This window comes from Paracoccus beibuensis, assembly GCF_026162625.1.
Taxonomy (GTDB): domain Bacteria; phylum Pseudomonadota; class Alphaproteobacteria; order Rhodobacterales; family Rhodobacteraceae; genus Paracoccus; species Paracoccus beibuensis.
This window is the reverse complement of sequence record NZ_JAOTBD010000005.1, coordinates 117,321-130,869: the sequence shown is the minus strand read 5'-3', so window position 1 is coordinate 130,869 and position 13,549 is coordinate 117,321. Positions and strand designations below refer to the sequence as shown.

Annotated in this window: 17 protein-coding genes; 4 read left to right on the top strand and 13 right to left on the bottom strand. The window is 68.6% G+C overall.

Features of this window, described 5'->3' with window-relative positions; genetic code table 11:
* Nucleotides 1–57: 57 nt before the first annotated feature.
* The 10 genes from rarD to OC159_RS05610 all read right to left on the bottom strand — a co-directional run bounded on the left by rarD (nucleotide 58) and on the right by OC159_RS05610 (nucleotide 9,470).
* Nucleotides 58–996, bottom strand: coding sequence for an EamA family transporter RarD (gene rarD, locus OC159_RS05655; RefSeq protein WP_265500176.1), 939 nt, complete (start codon nucleotides 994–996; stop codon nucleotides 58–60).
* A 39-nt stretch (nucleotides 997–1,035) separates the two neighbouring features.
* Nucleotides 1,036–1,386, bottom strand: coding sequence for a DUF1491 family protein (locus OC159_RS05650; RefSeq protein ID WP_265500175.1), 351 nt, complete (start codon nucleotides 1,384–1,386; stop codon nucleotides 1,036–1,038).
* On the bottom strand, nucleotides 1,379–2,311 hold the full coding sequence (gene era, locus OC159_RS05645) for a GTPase Era (protein ID WP_265500174.1): 933 nt from the start codon (nucleotides 2,309–2,311) through the stop codon (nucleotides 1,379–1,381). The genes OC159_RS05650 and era overlap by 8 nt, the downstream gene beginning before the upstream one ends.
* Nucleotides 2,308–2,967, bottom strand: coding sequence for a ribonuclease III (gene rnc / locus OC159_RS05640; protein WP_407674057.1), 660 nt, complete (start codon nucleotides 2,965–2,967; stop codon nucleotides 2,308–2,310). The genes era and rnc overlap by 4 nt, the downstream gene beginning before the upstream one ends.
* Nucleotides 2,968–2,993: 26 nt before the next feature.
* Entirely contained in the window at nucleotides 2,994–3,785 is a 792-nt protein-coding gene (lepB, locus tag OC159_RS05635) for a signal peptidase I (RefSeq protein WP_265500172.1), read from the bottom strand.
* A 73-nt stretch (nucleotides 3,786–3,858) separates the two neighbouring features.
* Nucleotides 3,859–4,269 (bottom strand): holo-ACP synthase, encoded by a 411-nt coding sequence (acpS, locus tag OC159_RS05630; RefSeq protein WP_265500171.1) that lies wholly within the window; start codon nucleotides 4,267–4,269, stop codon nucleotides 3,859–3,861.
* Nucleotides 4,270–4,300: 31 nt separating this feature from the next.
* Entirely contained in the window at nucleotides 4,301–5,035 is a 735-nt protein-coding gene (locus OC159_RS05625; RefSeq protein WP_265500170.1) for a pyridoxine 5'-phosphate synthase, read from the bottom strand.
* A gap of 28 nt (nucleotides 5,036–5,063) precedes the next feature.
* Nucleotides 5,064–5,906, bottom strand: coding sequence for a 4-(cytidine 5'-diphospho)-2-C-methyl-D-erythritol kinase (locus tag OC159_RS05620; protein ID WP_265500169.1), 843 nt, complete (start codon nucleotides 5,904–5,906; stop codon nucleotides 5,064–5,066).
* On the bottom strand, nucleotides 5,903–7,720 hold the full coding sequence (locus tag OC159_RS05615) for a tetratricopeptide repeat protein (RefSeq protein ID WP_407674055.1): 1,818 nt from the start codon (nucleotides 7,718–7,720) through the stop codon (nucleotides 5,903–5,905). Before OC159_RS05615 ends, OC159_RS05620 begins: the two co-directional genes overlap by 4 nt.
* A 79-nt stretch (nucleotides 7,721–7,799) precedes the next feature.
* The gene (locus OC159_RS05610; protein WP_265500167.1) at nucleotides 7,800–9,470 is read right to left on the bottom strand and encodes an electron transfer flavoprotein-ubiquinone oxidoreductase; all 1,671 of its coding nucleotides are present in this window, start codon (nucleotides 9,468–9,470) and stop codon (nucleotides 7,800–7,802) included.
* Between the two features lie 248 nt (nucleotides 9,471–9,718).
* On the opposite strand from OC159_RS05610, the gene greA reads away from it, so the two are divergent.
* Nucleotides 9,719–10,189 (top strand): transcription elongation factor GreA, encoded by a 471-nt coding sequence (greA, locus tag OC159_RS05605; protein ID WP_265500166.1) that lies wholly within the window; start codon nucleotides 9,719–9,721, stop codon nucleotides 10,187–10,189.
* A gap of 4 nt (nucleotides 10,190–10,193) precedes the next feature.
* Entirely contained in the window at nucleotides 10,194–11,096 is a 903-nt protein-coding gene (locus tag OC159_RS05600; protein WP_265500165.1) for a hypothetical protein, read from the top strand.
* Here the strand turns inward: OC159_RS05600 and OC159_RS05595 are convergent.
* On the bottom strand, nucleotides 11,093–11,569 hold the full coding sequence (locus OC159_RS05595; protein WP_265500164.1) for a GNAT family N-acetyltransferase: 477 nt from the start codon (nucleotides 11,567–11,569) through the stop codon (nucleotides 11,093–11,095). The genes OC159_RS05600 and OC159_RS05595 overlap by 4 nt on opposite strands.
* A gap of 69 nt (nucleotides 11,570–11,638) precedes the next feature.
* Here OC159_RS05595 and OC159_RS05590 point away from each other — a divergent pair, with 69 nt between their 5' ends.
* Nucleotides 11,639–12,415, top strand: a complete 777-nt coding sequence (locus tag OC159_RS05590) for an AzlC family ABC transporter permease (protein WP_265500163.1) — start codon at nucleotides 11,639–11,641, stop codon at nucleotides 12,413–12,415.
* Between the two features lie 2 nt (nucleotides 12,416–12,417).
* On the top strand, nucleotides 12,418–12,744 hold the full coding sequence (locus OC159_RS05585) for an AzlD domain-containing protein (protein WP_265500162.1): 327 nt from the start codon (nucleotides 12,418–12,420) through the stop codon (nucleotides 12,742–12,744).
* Here the strand turns inward: OC159_RS05585 and OC159_RS05580 are convergent.
* The gene (locus tag OC159_RS05580; RefSeq protein ID WP_265500161.1) at nucleotides 12,732–13,355 is read right to left on the bottom strand and encodes a hypothetical protein; all 624 of its coding nucleotides are present in this window, start codon (nucleotides 13,353–13,355) and stop codon (nucleotides 12,732–12,734) included. The genes OC159_RS05585 and OC159_RS05580 overlap by 13 nt on opposite strands.
* 9 nt (nucleotides 13,356–13,364) lie before the next feature.
* Nucleotides 13,365–13,517: an aa3-type cytochrome c oxidase subunit IV gene (locus OC159_RS05575; RefSeq protein ID WP_265500160.1), complete on the bottom strand. Its 153-nt coding sequence runs from the start codon at nucleotides 13,515–13,517 to the stop codon at nucleotides 13,365–13,367.
* Between the last annotated feature and the right edge of the window lie 32 nt (nucleotides 13,518–13,549).

Below are 13,549 nucleotides of genomic sequence, written 5' to 3'. Positions count from 1 at the left end.
GCCGCCTCCGTTCCGCGCCAGCTTGCGTCATCGCAGGCGCAAGAACCAGAGCGGCGGTTACTGCATCCGCTGCGCTGCCAGCTGCCGCCGGTCGCGGCGGCGCTGCCCCGCCTGCCGCAGCAGCGTCACTGAATAGATCACCAGCGCCGCCCAGATCATCGGGAAGGCGATCAGGCGAGCGCCGTCGAAGGGCTCGCCGAACAGCAGCACGGCGCAGAGGAAGATCATCGTCGGGGCGATGTATTGCAGAATGCCGATGGTCGACAGGCGGATCAGCTTGGCGCCGTTGGCGTAGAACAGCAGCGGGATCGCCGTCACCGGCCCTGCCCCCAGCAGCAGCAGCGTCTGCCCCCACCCGCCCGAAGTGAAATGCGACTGCCCCTGCAGCGCCTGCCAGATCAGGAGGGCGATGGCGAAGGGGGTCAGCAGCAGCACCTCCAGCGTGAAGCCCTGGTTCGGGCCAAGCGGCAGGCTCTTCTTGCAATAGGCGTAGAAGCCCCAGCTGAGGGTCAGCCCCAGCGCCACCATCGGCAGGCGCCCGGCCTGCACCGTCAGGATGAGCACCGCCGCCGCCGCCAGCGCGATGGCCGCGAACTGGCCGCGCGTCAGACGCTCACCCAGCAGGGTCGCGCCCAGGAACACGCTGAAGAGCGGGTTGATGTAATATCCAAGCGCCGCGTCCAGCGCGTGGTCGTTGGCGATTGCCCAGACATAGATCAGCCAGTTGGCAGAGATCAGCATCGCGGTCAGCGTCGCCATCGCCAGCAGGCGCGGCTGGCGCAGCGCGGCCAGAACGTCGCTCGAGCGGCCCTGCCAGATCAGCACCGCCGCCGCGACGGGCAGCGACCAGATGATGCGGTGGGCGATGATCTCGGCGGCGGGCAGGTGCGACAGCGCCTTCAAATAGATCGGCAGCCCCCCCCACAGCACATAGGCGGCAATGGCATAGGCCAGTCCGCGGGGCGAATCGGTCTGAGGTAGGGGAATGCTGCTCATGTCCGGTGCATATGCTGCAACCGGAAATCGCGCCAGAGGTCAGATGAGTCCCGGCTGGTCCAGCAGCGTGGCCCCCTCGCGGCTCTCGATCTCCAGCACCCAGAGGTCGGGATCGCGGGACCGCTGGCGGGCGACGGCGCCGTCGATGTCGCGTTCCGGACCGGTCTCGACGGCGACCCAGGGGCGGGTGTCGCTGTCGAAGTCCCACTCGCGCATCCACAGCGCCGCCGTGCCGTCCAGATGCGCGCATTTCACTGCGACCGCGCCCGCCGTGTCGTCACCCCGCACCACGACATAGGCCGGGATGTTCGCCTGTCCCAGGCGCGCCAGATAGGCCGCGACCCAGAGGCCCGCCGCCAGGCGCGCCGAAGACCGGTGGTCCTCAGCCATCGCCGTCCTTGAAGTTCAGGCCCATCTCGTCATAGCGCTCGGCCTCGTTCAGCCAGTTCTCGCGGACGCGGACCTGCAGGAACAGGTGGACGCGGCGGCCCATGAACTCCTCCAGTTCCGCCCGCGCCGCCTGGCCGACGGCCTTGATCGTCTCTCCGCCCTTGCCCAGAACGATGCCCTTGTGGCCGGGACGCGCGACATAGACGACCTGGTCCACGCGGGCGCTGCCGTCCTTCTTCTCCTCCCAGGCCTCGGTTTCGACCGTCAGCTGGTAGGGGATCTCCTCGTGCAGGCGCAGGGTCAGCTTCTCGCGGGTGATCTCGGCGGCGATCATGCGCATGGGCAGGTCGGCGATCTGATCCTCGGGATAGAGCCAGGGTCCGGCGGGAACGGCGCGGGCCAGCCAGTCGCGCAGCTGCGGGCAGCCATAGCCCTTCTCGGCCGAGATCATGAAGGTCTCGGTGAAGGGATAGGCGTCGTTCATCTGTTTCGTCAGCGCCAGCAGCACCTCGGCCTTGACGCGGTCGATCTTGTTGATGACCAGCGCGACGGAAGTGCCCTGCCCCAGCTCCTTCAGCTGGTCGATGATTGCCTGCGTCCCGTCGGTCAGGCCGCGATGCGCCTCGATCAGCAGCAGTACGACATCCGCGTCCGATGCCCCGCCCCAGGCCGCAGCGACCATGCTGCGGTCCAGCCGGCGGCGCGGGCGAAAGATGCCCGGCGTGTCGACGAAGACGATCTGCGCGGGCCCGTGCATGGCGATGCCGCGGATGCGGGCGCGCGTCGTCTGCACCTTGTGGGTCACGATGCTGACCTTGGCGCCGACCATCTGGTTCAGCAGCGTGGACTTGCCCGCATTGGGTTCGCCGATCAGGGCGACGAAGCCCGCGCGGGTGGGATTGTCGTCTTGCGGTTCAGTGGTCATGTCTCTGTCTCCAGCAGGTCCAGCATCGCCTGCGCGGCTGCCTGTTCGATGCTGCGCTTGGTGCCGCTGCCCTGGGCTTGGGCGTGGTGGCCGTCTTCCAGCCGCACGGTGATCAGGAAGACCGGCGCATGGTCGGGGCCGCTGCGGTCGGTCTGTTCGTAATGCGGGGGCGGCATGCCATTGGCCTGCGCCCATTCCTGCAACGCGGTCTTCGCGTCGCGGCTGTCCTTTTCGACGGTCGACAACCGGCCGGACCAGTGCCGCAGCACCACCTTGCGCGCCGCATCGAAGCCGGAGTCCAAGTAAACGGCGGCCAGAACCGCCTCCATCGCGTCGGCCAGCAGCGCCTCTTTCCGGCGACCGCCGGACAGCATCTCGGACCGGCCCAGCTTCAGCACGTCGCCCAGGGCCAGTTCGCGGGCGATGGCGGCGCAGGTTTCGCCACGCACCAGGGCGTTGTAGCGCGGCGCAAGCTGGCCTTCGCTGGCGGCGGTGTCGGCGGTGAACAGCGCCTCGGCCATGACAAGGCCCAGCACCCGGTCGCCCAAGAATTCGAGCCGCTGATTGTCGGGCCGCGTGGCGCTGGCGATCGAGCCGTGGGTCAGCGCGCGCACCAGCAGCTCGGGCCGCGCAAAGTCATGCCCGAGACGGCCCATGAAGGCACGGATGTCGGCGCCCGGCGTCACTCCACCGCCTTGAAGAAGCGGTCCGGACGCCAGGTCCAGAAATACAGCAGCGAACGCCCTGCGGACGAGAACATGATCCGGTCGGCGCGGCCGATCAGGTATTCGGCAGGCACGAAGCCCAGGCCCCCGATTTCCGCCGGGAAGCGCGAATCCTCGGAATTGTCGCGGTTGTCGCCCATGAAGAAGTAGTGGCCCTCGGGAACCGTGAAGGTCGCGGTGTCGTCGGCGACCCAACCGTCGACGATGTTCAGGACGTCATGGGTGCGCCCGCCGGGCAGCGTTTCGGTCGCGCGTTCCTTGATGCAGTCGCCGCCCTCGGGGACCGGGTCGTTGACGCAGCGCGGGATCAGGCCCTGCGGACCCTGCTGTTCCTTCGTTTCGACAAAGTCCTCGACCGGCGTTATCGGCACGGCCTCGCCGTTCAGCCACAGGCGTCCGCCGCGCATCTGGATCGTGTCGCCCGGCAGTCCGATGACGCGCTTGATGAAATCGACGTTGCGGGTCGGGTGGCGGAACACCACCACGTCGCCACGCTCGGGCTCGCTGCCGAAGATCCGGCCCGAGATCGGGCAGACCGAGAACGGGCAGGAATGGGCGGAATAGCCGTAGGCCATCTTGTTCACGAACAGGAAGTCGCCGATCAGCAGCGTATCCTTCATGCTGCCCGACGGAATCCAGAAGGGCTGGAAGAACAGCGTGCGGAAGATGCCCGCGATCAGCAGCGCCCAGAAGATCGTCTTGATCGTCTCCCAGATGCCGTCCTTTTTCGGGATCGTGCTGTCGGCCATGGTTCGTCTGTTCCTTCGGTCAGGCGCGGCCCCCGCCGCATCGCGCGTTCATGGTCCCCGACAGGGGACAAAGTCAAGGTTGAGCCGGGCCCGGACGCGCCTCGATCACCACGAAAGCCTGCGCCCAGGGGTGGTCGTCGGTCAACGTGACGTGAACGACGGCATGATGACCCGGCGGCGTCATGGCGGCCAAGCGGTCGGCCGCCCAGCCCGTCAGCGCCATGACCGGCTGCCCCGACGCCAGGTTCGCGACCGCCATGTCGCGCCAGCTGATCCCCATGGCCAGGCCCGTTCCAAGCGCCTTGGAACAGGCCTCCTTGGCGGCCCACCGCTTGGCCAGCGTCCCGGCCTCGTCGGCGCGGCGTGCGGCCTTGGCCAGTTCCGTGTCGGTGAAGACCCGGTGCCGGAAGCGGTCGCCAAAGCGGTGCAGCGTGCCTTGGATACGGTCGATGTTCGCCAGGTCGGTTCCGATGCCGAGGATCATGCCGCGTCCACCGCGTCCTGTGTCAGACCCTTCACGCGCGCGCGTCGTCCATGCGACGGCGCATCTGGGCAATCGCCTCGCCCAACCCGGTGAAGACGGATTCGGCAATCAGGAAGTGGCCGATGTTCAGTTCCGCCAACTGCGGGATTGCGGCGACGGGGCCAACCGTGTCGAAGGTCAGGCCGTGGCCGGCGTGCACCTCTAGGCCCAGATCATGGGCCAGCGCAGCACCCTCGCGCAGCGCGGCCAGTTCGGCGTCGCGTTCCGCATGGCGGCCTTCGGTGTCCAGGTCGCAATAGGCGCCGGTGTGCAGTTCGACGACCGCCGCACCGATGCGGGCCGAGGCGCGGATCTGCTCGGGCTCGTGGCCGATGAAGAGCGACACGCGGCAGCCGGCGTCGCGTAGCGGCGCGATGAAGTCCGCCAGCATGCTGTCGTTGCCGGCCACGTCCAGACCACCCTCGGTCGTGCGTTCCTCGCGCTTTTCGGGGACGATGCAGACGGCGTGGGGGCGGTGGCGCAGGGCAATGGCCTGCATCTCTGGCGTGGCGGCCATTTCCAGGTTCAGGGGCAGCGTCAAGTTTGCCATCAGCGCATCGATGTCCGCGTCGCTGATGTGGCGCCGGTCCTCGCGCAGGTGGGCGGTGATACCGTCGGCGCCGGCGGCTTCGGCGATGCGTGCCGCGCGCAGCGGGTCGGGCCAGGGCGTGCCCCTGGCGTTCCGGATGGTGGCGACGTGGTCGATGTTGACGCCAAGGCGCAGCATGGTATCCTCCGCTGAAGTTGCAGGCACTTTAGCGGGGCTGCGGGGCGGGCGCCAGTTCGGTCGCGACCGCCCACCACCCTTGTCTGGCCAGAACGGCGGCGGCGGCCTGCGCAGCGGCGGGACGGTCGAAGATGCCAAAGCAGGTCGCGCCAGAGCCGGACATGCGCGCCAGCGCCGCCCCCTGCGCCGTCAGCGCCTGCAGGACGCAAGCGACGATCGGGGCCGCGCCAATGGCCGCCGGTTCCAAGTCGTTTCGCGTGCCGGCAAGCCAGGCGACCAGCGCCGATGCGTCGGGGAACATCGGGACCTGCGGCAGGGGCGGATTGTCGCGGCAGGTCAGGCGCGCGAAGACCTGCGGCGTCGACAGCGCGACGCCTGGGTTCACCAGCACCAGGTGCAGCGGCGGAAGCGGCGGCAGCGGGGTCACGATCTCTCCGGTGCCCTGCATGCGCGCGGGGACCGAGGCAATGCAGACCGGCACGTCGGCACCCAACCGCTCTGGCGAAAGCGGCAGCGCGTGGCCCATCCGCCGCGCCGCACGCAGCACCGCCGCCGCGTCGCCCGACCCGCCGCCGATCCCCGAGGCGACCGGCAGGTTCTTCGTCAGGCGGATCGCGCCATCGATCCCCGCCAGGCGCGCGGCCCGCAGGCAGAGGTTGTCGTCCTCGGCCTGAAGACCTGCCGCGAAGGGCCCATCGATCCGCAGCGACAACGGGCCCGGCGCGACCCGGACGACATCGCCAGCGGCGGCAAAGCAGACCAGCGAATCAAGAAGGTGATAGCCGTCGTCGCGCCGCCCCGTCACGTGCAGCGCCAGGTTCAGCTTGGCGGGCGCGGCCTCGGTCACGACCGCCGGATCGGCGGGCGTCATTCGGTCGCGTCTGCCTCGGCACGGGGCTGGTCGACGGTGCCGGCCGCGGCCTCGTCGGCCAGGACGGCATCCAGGCCCCGCTCCAGCTTGTCGCGGATTCGGTCGGGATCGACCTCGCCGCTTTCTCCGGGCTCCAGCGACAGGGCGCGGCGCCACTGGATCTGCGCCTCGCGCCCGCGGCCGACCATCCAGTAGATGTCGCCCAGGTGGTCATTGACCAGCGGGTCCGAGGCCATGGTGGCGATTGACTGCTCCATCGGCGCGACGGCTTCCTGATACCGGCCAAGGCGGTAATAGGCCCAGGCCAGCGAATCGAGGATATAGCCGTCGCCCGGCGACAGCTCGACCGCGCGTTCGATCATCCCCAGCGCGCGTTCCAGGTTCTCGCCCCGGTCGATCCAGGAATATCCAAGGTAGTTCAGCAGGCTGGGCTGATCGGGCCGGATCTCCAGCGCGGCCAGAAGGTCCGCCTCGGCGCGGTCGAACTGGCCCGCCCGTTCCAGCGCGATGCCGCGCGCATAGAGCGGGAACCACCGCACCTCGGCCGGGGCGCCCTGAAGCAGCGCCAGCGCCTTGTCATAGCTGGGGATGGCCTCGCGGAACTTCTCCTGCTGCCGCATCACGTCGCCAAGCGCGACCCAGGCAGGCGCAAGGTCGGGATAGGCGACGGTCAGGGCCAGCGCGGCCTTTTCGGCCTCGTCGTGGCGGCCGGCGCCAGACAGCGCGTCGATCCGCGACAATTCGGCTTGGGGACGCATCTCGCCCATGCGGCGGACAGCCTCGAACTCGGTCTCGGCCAGGTCGAACTGCTGGCGGTCCTGCAGAAGCTGAGCGACAATCAGCCGCGCCTCTGGGTTCTCGGGCGAGATCCAGGCGGCAAGCCGTGCGTGGATCAGCGCCAGGGGCTCGGGGTCTGGGCTTCCAGCAAGGGCCGATGCAAAGGACAGGAACAGATGCGCGATGCCGTCGGCAGGTCCGGCGATGACATCGAACGGCACCGGCTCGCCGGCCTGCAGGCGCTGGCGCAGCTTCAGCAGCTGCGGCTCGGCCTCGATCCCCGGCAGGTCCTCCAGGAGGGCCAGCGCCTCGTCCTGCCGATCCAGCTGGGCCAGGATCTGCACGCGGGCGATCACGCCCAGAAGCGGGCTTCCGGCCTCGGACTGCTGTAAAAGCTCGTCGGCGGTCTCGTAGTCGCCCACCAGCGCCCGTGCCAGCGCCAGGTGATAGTTCACGACGGGGCCGATGCCCTCGGCCGCGGCCATTTCCTCGAACTTCGCCAGCGCGTCCTGCGCCCGGCCGGCGCCCAGCATCGCCCAGGCCTGCATGGTGCCATCCAGAAGGTCGCTCTCGATCGGACGCTCGGGGTCGCTGTCGGCGGCGATCAACGACAAGAGGCCGTCCCAGTCGCCGGCGCGGATCAGCTGCGCCCGGCGCAGCAGCCCGGCCAGTTCCGTGTCACGACCGGCCTCGGCCAGGCGTTCGGCCAAGGCCACGGCCTTGTCGACCTCTCCGGCCGAGGAAAGCGCGACAAGGGCGCTGTCCTGCAGGTAGACATCCTCGGGGTCCTTGGCCGAGGCTTCCTCGTAATAGCGGGCGGCGGCGCGGAAGTCGTTCTCGACCGTGGCCATGCGGGCGGCCAGGTACGGCCCCGCCAGACCCTGCATGTCGGGGGCCGGCTGTTCATGCGCGGGCCGCGGGTCCGGGCGGTCCTCCTGCTGCGCCAGCGCAGGCGCCGCGCCCAGCAGCGCTGCGACAAGGGCAAGGCGCGACAGGGTCAGGCGCGGGCAGGTCGGGGTCTGGGTCAAGAGCGGCATGTCCGAAATCACATTTGCGTTTCGGACAGCCTAGCTGCGGGACACAGGGGCCGCAACGCCCCCAGCCCCGGCCAAGGCATCACATGTTCGGGTAGTTCGGCCCGTCGCCGCCCTGCGGGGTGGTCCAGACGATGTTCTGGCTGGGGTCCTTGATGTCGCAGGTCTTGCAGTGGACGCAGTTCTGGAAGTTGATGACGAAGCGCGGGCCGTCCGCATCCTCGACCACCTCGTAGACGCCTGCGGGGCAATAGCGCTGCGCCGGTTCGGCATATTCCGGCAGGTTCACCCCGATCGGCACCGACGGGTCGCGCAGCTTCAGGTGGCAGGGCTGGCTTTCCTCGTGGTTGGTGAAGCTGAAAGCGACGTTCGTCAGCCGGTCGAAGGACAGCACGCCGTCGGGCCTGGCATAGTCGATCGGCTTGTGATCCTTGGCCTTGCCGGTGGCCGCGGCATCGGACTTGCCGTGCTTCCAGGTTCCCATCGGGTTCCAGCCGGTCAGGTTCGCCACCCACATGTCGGCCGCGCCCAGCATCATGCTGGCGGTCAGGCCCATGCGCGACCAGATCGGCTTGACGTTCCTGACCCGCTTGAGGTCCTGCCCGATCGCACCGCCGCGCACGGCGTCGTCATAGGCGGTCAGGCGGTCGCCCTCGCGGCCCGCCTTGATGGCGGCGGCGGCGGCATCGGCGGCCTCGATCCCCGAGAGCATGGCGTTGTGGTTGCCCTTGATGCGCGGCACGTTGACCATGCCCGCCGAACAGCCCAGCAGCACCCCGCCCTCGAAGGACAGCTGCGGCAGCGACTGCCAGCCGCCCTCGCTGATCGCACGCGCCCCATAGGAGATGCGCTTTCCGCCTTCCAGCAGCTCGGCCACCATCGGGTGGTGCTTGAAGCGCTGGAACTCCATGTAGGGGTGGAGGTAAGGGTTCTCGTAGTTCAGGTGGACGACGAAGCCCACCAGCACCTGGTTGTTCTCAAGGTGATAGATGAAGCTGCCGCCGCCAGCGTTCTTGCCAAGCGGCCAGCCCATCGTGTGCACGACCCGGCCCGGCTTGAACTTCTCGGGGGCGACCTCCCAGATCTCCTTCATGCCCAGGCCGAACTTCTGCGCATCGGTCGCGGCAGTCAGGTCCAGGCGCTCGTTGATCTGCTTGGCCAGGCTGCCGCGCACGCCCTCGGCGATGAAGACGTACTTGCCGTGCAGTTCCATCCCCGGCTCATAGCCGTCGCCGATGCTGCCGTCGGGGTTCTTGCCGAATTCGCCCGCGACCACGCCCTTGACCCGGACGCGACCCTGTTCGTCCTTGGCCCAGACGATCTCGCTGGCGGCCATGCCCGGGAAGATCTCGACGCCCAGCTCCTCGGCCTGCTCGGCCATCCAGCGGCAGACATTGCCCATGCTGACGATGTAGTTGCCGTGGTTCGACATCAAGGGCGGCATCGGCCAGTTCGGCATCCGCACCTGGCCGGATTCGCCCAGCACATAGAAGTTGTCGTCGGTCACCGGCGTGTTCACCGGCGCGCCCTTCGCCTTCCACTCCGGGATCAGGCGGTTCAGGCCGCAGGGGTCCAGCACAGCGCCCGACAGGATGTGCGCGCCGACCTCGGACCCCTTTTCCAGCACCACCACTGACAGGTCCGCGTCGATCTGCTTCAGCCGGATGGCCGCGGACAGGCCCGCAGGACCCGCGCCGACGATCACGACGTCGTATTCCATGGATTCGCGTTCGATCCCCGCCCCGTCGGTCATCTGCTGGCGCCCTCCCTCGGCATTCTGGCTGAAAGGGGATTTAGCGCGCTGCGGGCGCAGGGGCAATCATAACGCGGCGACGGGTCGCGCTTAAACGTACCGGCCATGGCGAGCGGTCTTGCAAATGCCGTTGAATTAAGGTCACGATGCTTGCGACTTAAGGTCAAGCGCCCCTGCCATCCTCGCATGGCAGGGGCGTTGGCTTGGCATCCGCAGGACAACCGCATCCCACGAAGGACAGGGCAGCGATGGAAAAGATACCGATGACCCCGACCGGCTTTCAGGCGCTGGAGCGCGAGCTGGGCGTGTTGAAATCCCAGGAACGTCCCGCCATCATCCGCGCCATCGCCGAGGCGCGCGAACATGGCGACCTGTCCGAGAACGCCGAATACCACGCCGCGCGCGAGAAACAGGGCTTCATCGAAGGCAGGATCAAGGAACTGGAAAGCCTGCTGTCGCGCGCCGAGGTGATCGACCCCGCCAAGCTGTCGGGCAGCGTCAAGTTCGGCGCCCGCGTCAAGCTGATCGACGAGGACACCGAGGAAGAGCGCACCTACCAGATCGTCGGAGAGGCCGAGGCCGATATCGAGAACGGTCTGCTGAACATCCGTTCGCCGCTGGCGCGTGCGCTGATCGGCAAGGACGAGGGCGACAGCGTCGACGTCACTACGCCCGGCGGTCTGCGCAGCTACGAAATCGTCGAGATCCGTTACGGATAGGTTCATGTCACTGATCGCACGCATCGCCAGCCTGTCGCGCCGGGACCGGATCACGACGGTCGGCCTGACCATTTCCGGGATCTGGCTGTTCCTGGTGGCGCTGTTCTGGATCCTGTCGCCGGGCGAGCCCGATGCCGGCGGGGGCGTCGGCCTGCTGGTGTCGGTGGCCGGCATCGTGCTGCCCGTGGCGCTGGTCTGGCTGGGCGTCGCGCAGGCGCGGCAGCTGGCCGTGCTGCGTGCGGAAACCGACGATCTGCGGCGGCACCTGGCGCACATGCGCGCCCCGGCCCCGCAGGATGAGGATCCGGCCGACGACGCCCGTGCCCCGCAGCCCGCCTCCATGGCGTCGCGTGCCGCGCCCGTCGCCCGCCCGCGGCCGCCTGCCCCGCCGCGGACCGCCGCCGCCGTTGCGCAGCCCGAACCGGTCGAAAATATCGAGGTCGACCCGGCCACGCTGATCCGCGCATTGAACTTCCCTGACGGTCCCGACGACGTCGAGGCCATCGACGCGCTGCGCCACGCGCTGCGCGACAAGAAGAATTCGAAGGTGCTGCGTGCCGCGCAGGACGTGGTGACGCTGCTGGCCGGGCGCGACGTCTACATGGACGACCTGCCGCCGGAACCCGCACGCCCCGAAACCTGGCGCCGCTATGCCGAGGGCGCGCGCGGCAGCGCCGTCGCGGCACTTGGCGGCATCCACCAGCCCGAGGCGCTGCAGATCGCCGCCGCGATGATCCAGGACGACGAGATCTTCCGCGACACCGCCCACCACTTCCTGCGCCATGTCGACGGCCTGCTGGCCCGGCTGGTGCCGCAGCTGGACGATCTGCAGATCGCGGTTCTCGCCGACAGCCGCACGGCACGCGCCTTCATGCTGCTGGGCCGGGTGTCGGGCGTCTTCGGCTAGGCCTCCAGCCGCAGAACATGGACCTGCCCCCACCAGGGCAGGCCGTAGCGGCCGCGGCTTTCCTCGGTGAAACCGAGCCTGCGATAGAAAGCCAGTGCGCCGCGGTTCCGCGCCCGCACCTCGGCCCGCAGGCCCGGATGACGGGCTCCGCGCGCCCGGCGCAGGGCCTCGGCCACCAGCGCCCGCCCGGTCCCGCGGCGCCGGCCGGCCACCGCAAGACCGTCGATGACCAGGTCGCCCGTCGGCGGCGCTGGCCGGAACAGCCAGCCTGGTGCGGACAAAGCGCCGGCCGCCGCACCGCCGGCAGCGTCCCGAAGGCCGATCACGCCCAGCACTTGTCCTGCCGCACCTACCGCGACCATGCCGTGCCGGGGCCGCAGCCGCCGGGGCCAGGCCAGAAGGCCGAAATGCGACCTCCAGAGGGCGGTGGCGGACGGCAGCGCCTTGTCGGGGATCGGGTGCAGGATCTGCATCGGGCGGCCTTGCCTTGGTTTGCGTCACGTGCAAGCAATGTGCCGCGAACGGCGAACGGACGAAAGCACATGTCACCCCTGCCCCAGTCTCAGACCGCCGCCCGGCAGGCGACTGCCGATGACGCCTCGGAACGCGCGCTTGCGCGCAGCCCGCAGGCGGCCTTCCGTCACGGCATCCTGCAGTCGGTTCCGTTCATGGTCGTCATCGTCCCCTTCGCGCTGCTGTTCGGCGTCGTCGCGACCGAGGCCGGATTGGACATCGCGCAGGTCATGGGATTTTCCGTCTTGGTGCTGGCCGGCGCGTCGCAGTTCACGGCGGTGCAACTTCTCAGCGACAACGCACCCACGATCATCGTGATCCTGTCGGCGCTGGCGGTGAACCTGCGCATGGCCATGTATTCGGCCTCGCTTCTGCCCTGGCTGCGGCAGGCGACGCCCGGGCAGAAGGCCTGGGTCGCCTATGCGCTGGTCGACCAGAGCTATGCGCTGTCGATCCAGCACTATGAACGCCACCCGCGGCTGTCGATGACGCAGCGGCTTGCCTATTTCGCCGGAACGGCGGCGGTGGTCTGCGTTCCGTGGATGATCGCCAGCTGGGTCGGCGCGACGGTCGGGCAAGCCATTCCCGACGACATCGCGCTCGACTTCGCGATGCCGATCACCTTCCTTGCAATGATCGCGCCGATGCTGCGGACTCCGGCGCACATGGCCGCCTGCTTCGTGGCCATCGCCGCCGCGCTGGTTCTGGCAGGGCTGCCCTCGGGGCTGGGGTTGCTGATCGCGGCGCCTTTGGGCATGGCAACAGGCGCCCTTGTCGAGGTCAGGGCCGAGCGGAAGGGACGCTGAGGATGCAGGTTTCCGACATGATGATCTGGGTGGTGATCCTGGTGCTGGGCATCGGCACCTATCTGATCCGCTGGTCGTTCCTGGGCGCGCTCGGCGACCGGGACATGCCCGGATGGTTCATGCGGATGCTGCGTTATACCCCGGTGGCGGTCCTGCCCGCGCTGGTGGCGCCGCTGGTCGTCTGGCCCGCCGCGACCGGCGGCGAGCCTGACCCTGCGCGCATGGCGGCCGCGGCCGTCACCGTCGCCGTGGGCGTCTTGACCCGCAACGTGACATTGGCCATCCTGGCCGGAGGCGTCACGCTGGCGGGCCTTCTTTACATGTTGTAGCCGACGATCTGCCCGTTCTTCTGGCGCAGAAGCACGTCGTGGTTGTTGGCCGGGTCACCGTCCTGGTGCCGCTTCGAGATCACGTTCGGCTGCGCCAGGAACCAGCGCCGCAGACGCAGCGGGGAAAACCCGCGCGGCACGGTCTCGAACCCCGGAACGCCCGAAAGGACCTTGCTTGATTCGACGGCGCAGAAACTTTTTCCACCGGCCCCGTTCTGCTCCGCCCGACGGATCGCCAGGTCGGCGATTTCCAGCGGGACGGGGATCGTGTCCTCGGCCACCCAATAGGTGCTGCGGGCGTGGTAATCGATGTAGAAGTTCTTGAAGTTGTCTGTGATCCCGTAAAGCACATCGTTGCGTTCGGGAATGTTCGGATGCTGCCAGCTGCCCGCCGGATCATAGATGACCCGCTGGCTGCCGTTGATCATCAGCCCCGAATGCCCACCTTCGCCGCGCGGGATGCCGATCACGGTGAACAGGGTGATCGACGGCGGCTCGCTGGACACGAAGCGGGCGGCGCGCAGGCGTTCGTCGCTGGCCCAGATGCTCTGCCCGCCGCAGGCGGCCAGCACGGCCGGCGCGGCCGCCGCAATAAAGACGCGTCTCTTCATGACAGGCGATCAGGCGTTGGTCAGCGCAAGGAAGACCAGCGCGGCCAGCGACAGACCGATCACCCAGACCGTCATGCGGATGAAGCCCGCAAAGGTCTTGTTGTGGTTGGTCAGGTCCATCGTCCCCGGCGTGGCTTCGGTTTTCTCGTGATGGTCGGCCATGGCTGCCCTCTTGGAATGGTTTGCGTTTGCGA

Bases quoted from the DNA above. Each gene is read 5' to 3' on its own strand.
- rarD (WP_265500176.1), bottom strand. From the start codon at position 996: ATGAGCAGCATTCCCCTACCTCAGACCGATTCGCCCCGCGGACTGGCC.
- OC159_RS05650 (WP_265500175.1), bottom strand. From the start codon at position 1,386: ATGGCTGAGGACCACCGGTCTTCGGCGCGCCTGGCGGCGGGCCTCTGG.
- era (WP_265500174.1), bottom strand. From the start codon at position 2,311: ATGACCACTGAACCGCAAGACGACAATCCCACCCGCGCGGGCTTCGTC.
- rnc (WP_407674057.1), bottom strand. From the start codon at position 2,967: ATGGGCCGTCTCGGGCATGACTTTGCGCGGCCCGAGCTGCTGGTGCGC.
- lepB (WP_265500172.1), bottom strand. From the start codon at position 3,785: ATGGCCGACAGCACGATCCCGAAAAAGGACGGCATCTGGGAGACGATC.
- acpS (WP_265500171.1), bottom strand. From the start codon at position 4,269: ATGATCCTCGGCATCGGAACCGACCTGGCGAACATCGACCGTATCCAA.
- OC159_RS05625 (WP_265500170.1), bottom strand. From the start codon at position 5,035: ATGCTGCGCCTTGGCGTCAACATCGACCACGTCGCCACCATCCGGAAC.
- OC159_RS05620 (WP_265500169.1), bottom strand. From the start codon at position 5,906: ATGACGCCCGCCGATCCGGCGGTCGTGACCGAGGCCGCGCCCGCCAAG.
- OC159_RS05615 (WP_407674055.1), bottom strand. From the start codon at position 7,720: ATGCCGCTCTTGACCCAGACCCCGACCTGCCCGCGCCTGACCCTGTCG.
- OC159_RS05610 (WP_265500167.1), bottom strand. From the start codon at position 9,470: ATGACCGACGGGGCGGGGATCGAACGCGAATCCATGGAATACGACGTC.
- greA (WP_265500166.1), top strand. From the start codon at position 9,719: ATGGAAAAGATACCGATGACCCCGACCGGCTTTCAGGCGCTGGAGCGC.
- OC159_RS05600 (WP_265500165.1), top strand. From the start codon at position 10,194: ATGTCACTGATCGCACGCATCGCCAGCCTGTCGCGCCGGGACCGGATC.
- OC159_RS05595 (WP_265500164.1), bottom strand. From the start codon at position 11,569: ATGCAGATCCTGCACCCGATCCCCGACAAGGCGCTGCCGTCCGCCACC.
- OC159_RS05590 (WP_265500163.1), top strand. From the start codon at position 11,639: ATGTCACCCCTGCCCCAGTCTCAGACCGCCGCCCGGCAGGCGACTGCC.
- OC159_RS05585 (WP_265500162.1), top strand. From the start codon at position 12,418: ATGCAGGTTTCCGACATGATGATCTGGGTGGTGATCCTGGTGCTGGGC.
- OC159_RS05580 (WP_265500161.1), bottom strand. From the start codon at position 13,355: ATGAAGAGACGCGTCTTTATTGCGGCGGCCGCGCCGGCCGTGCTGGCC.
- OC159_RS05575 (WP_265500160.1), bottom strand. From the start codon at position 13,517: ATGGCCGACCATCACGAGAAAACCGAAGCCACGCCGGGGACGATGGAC.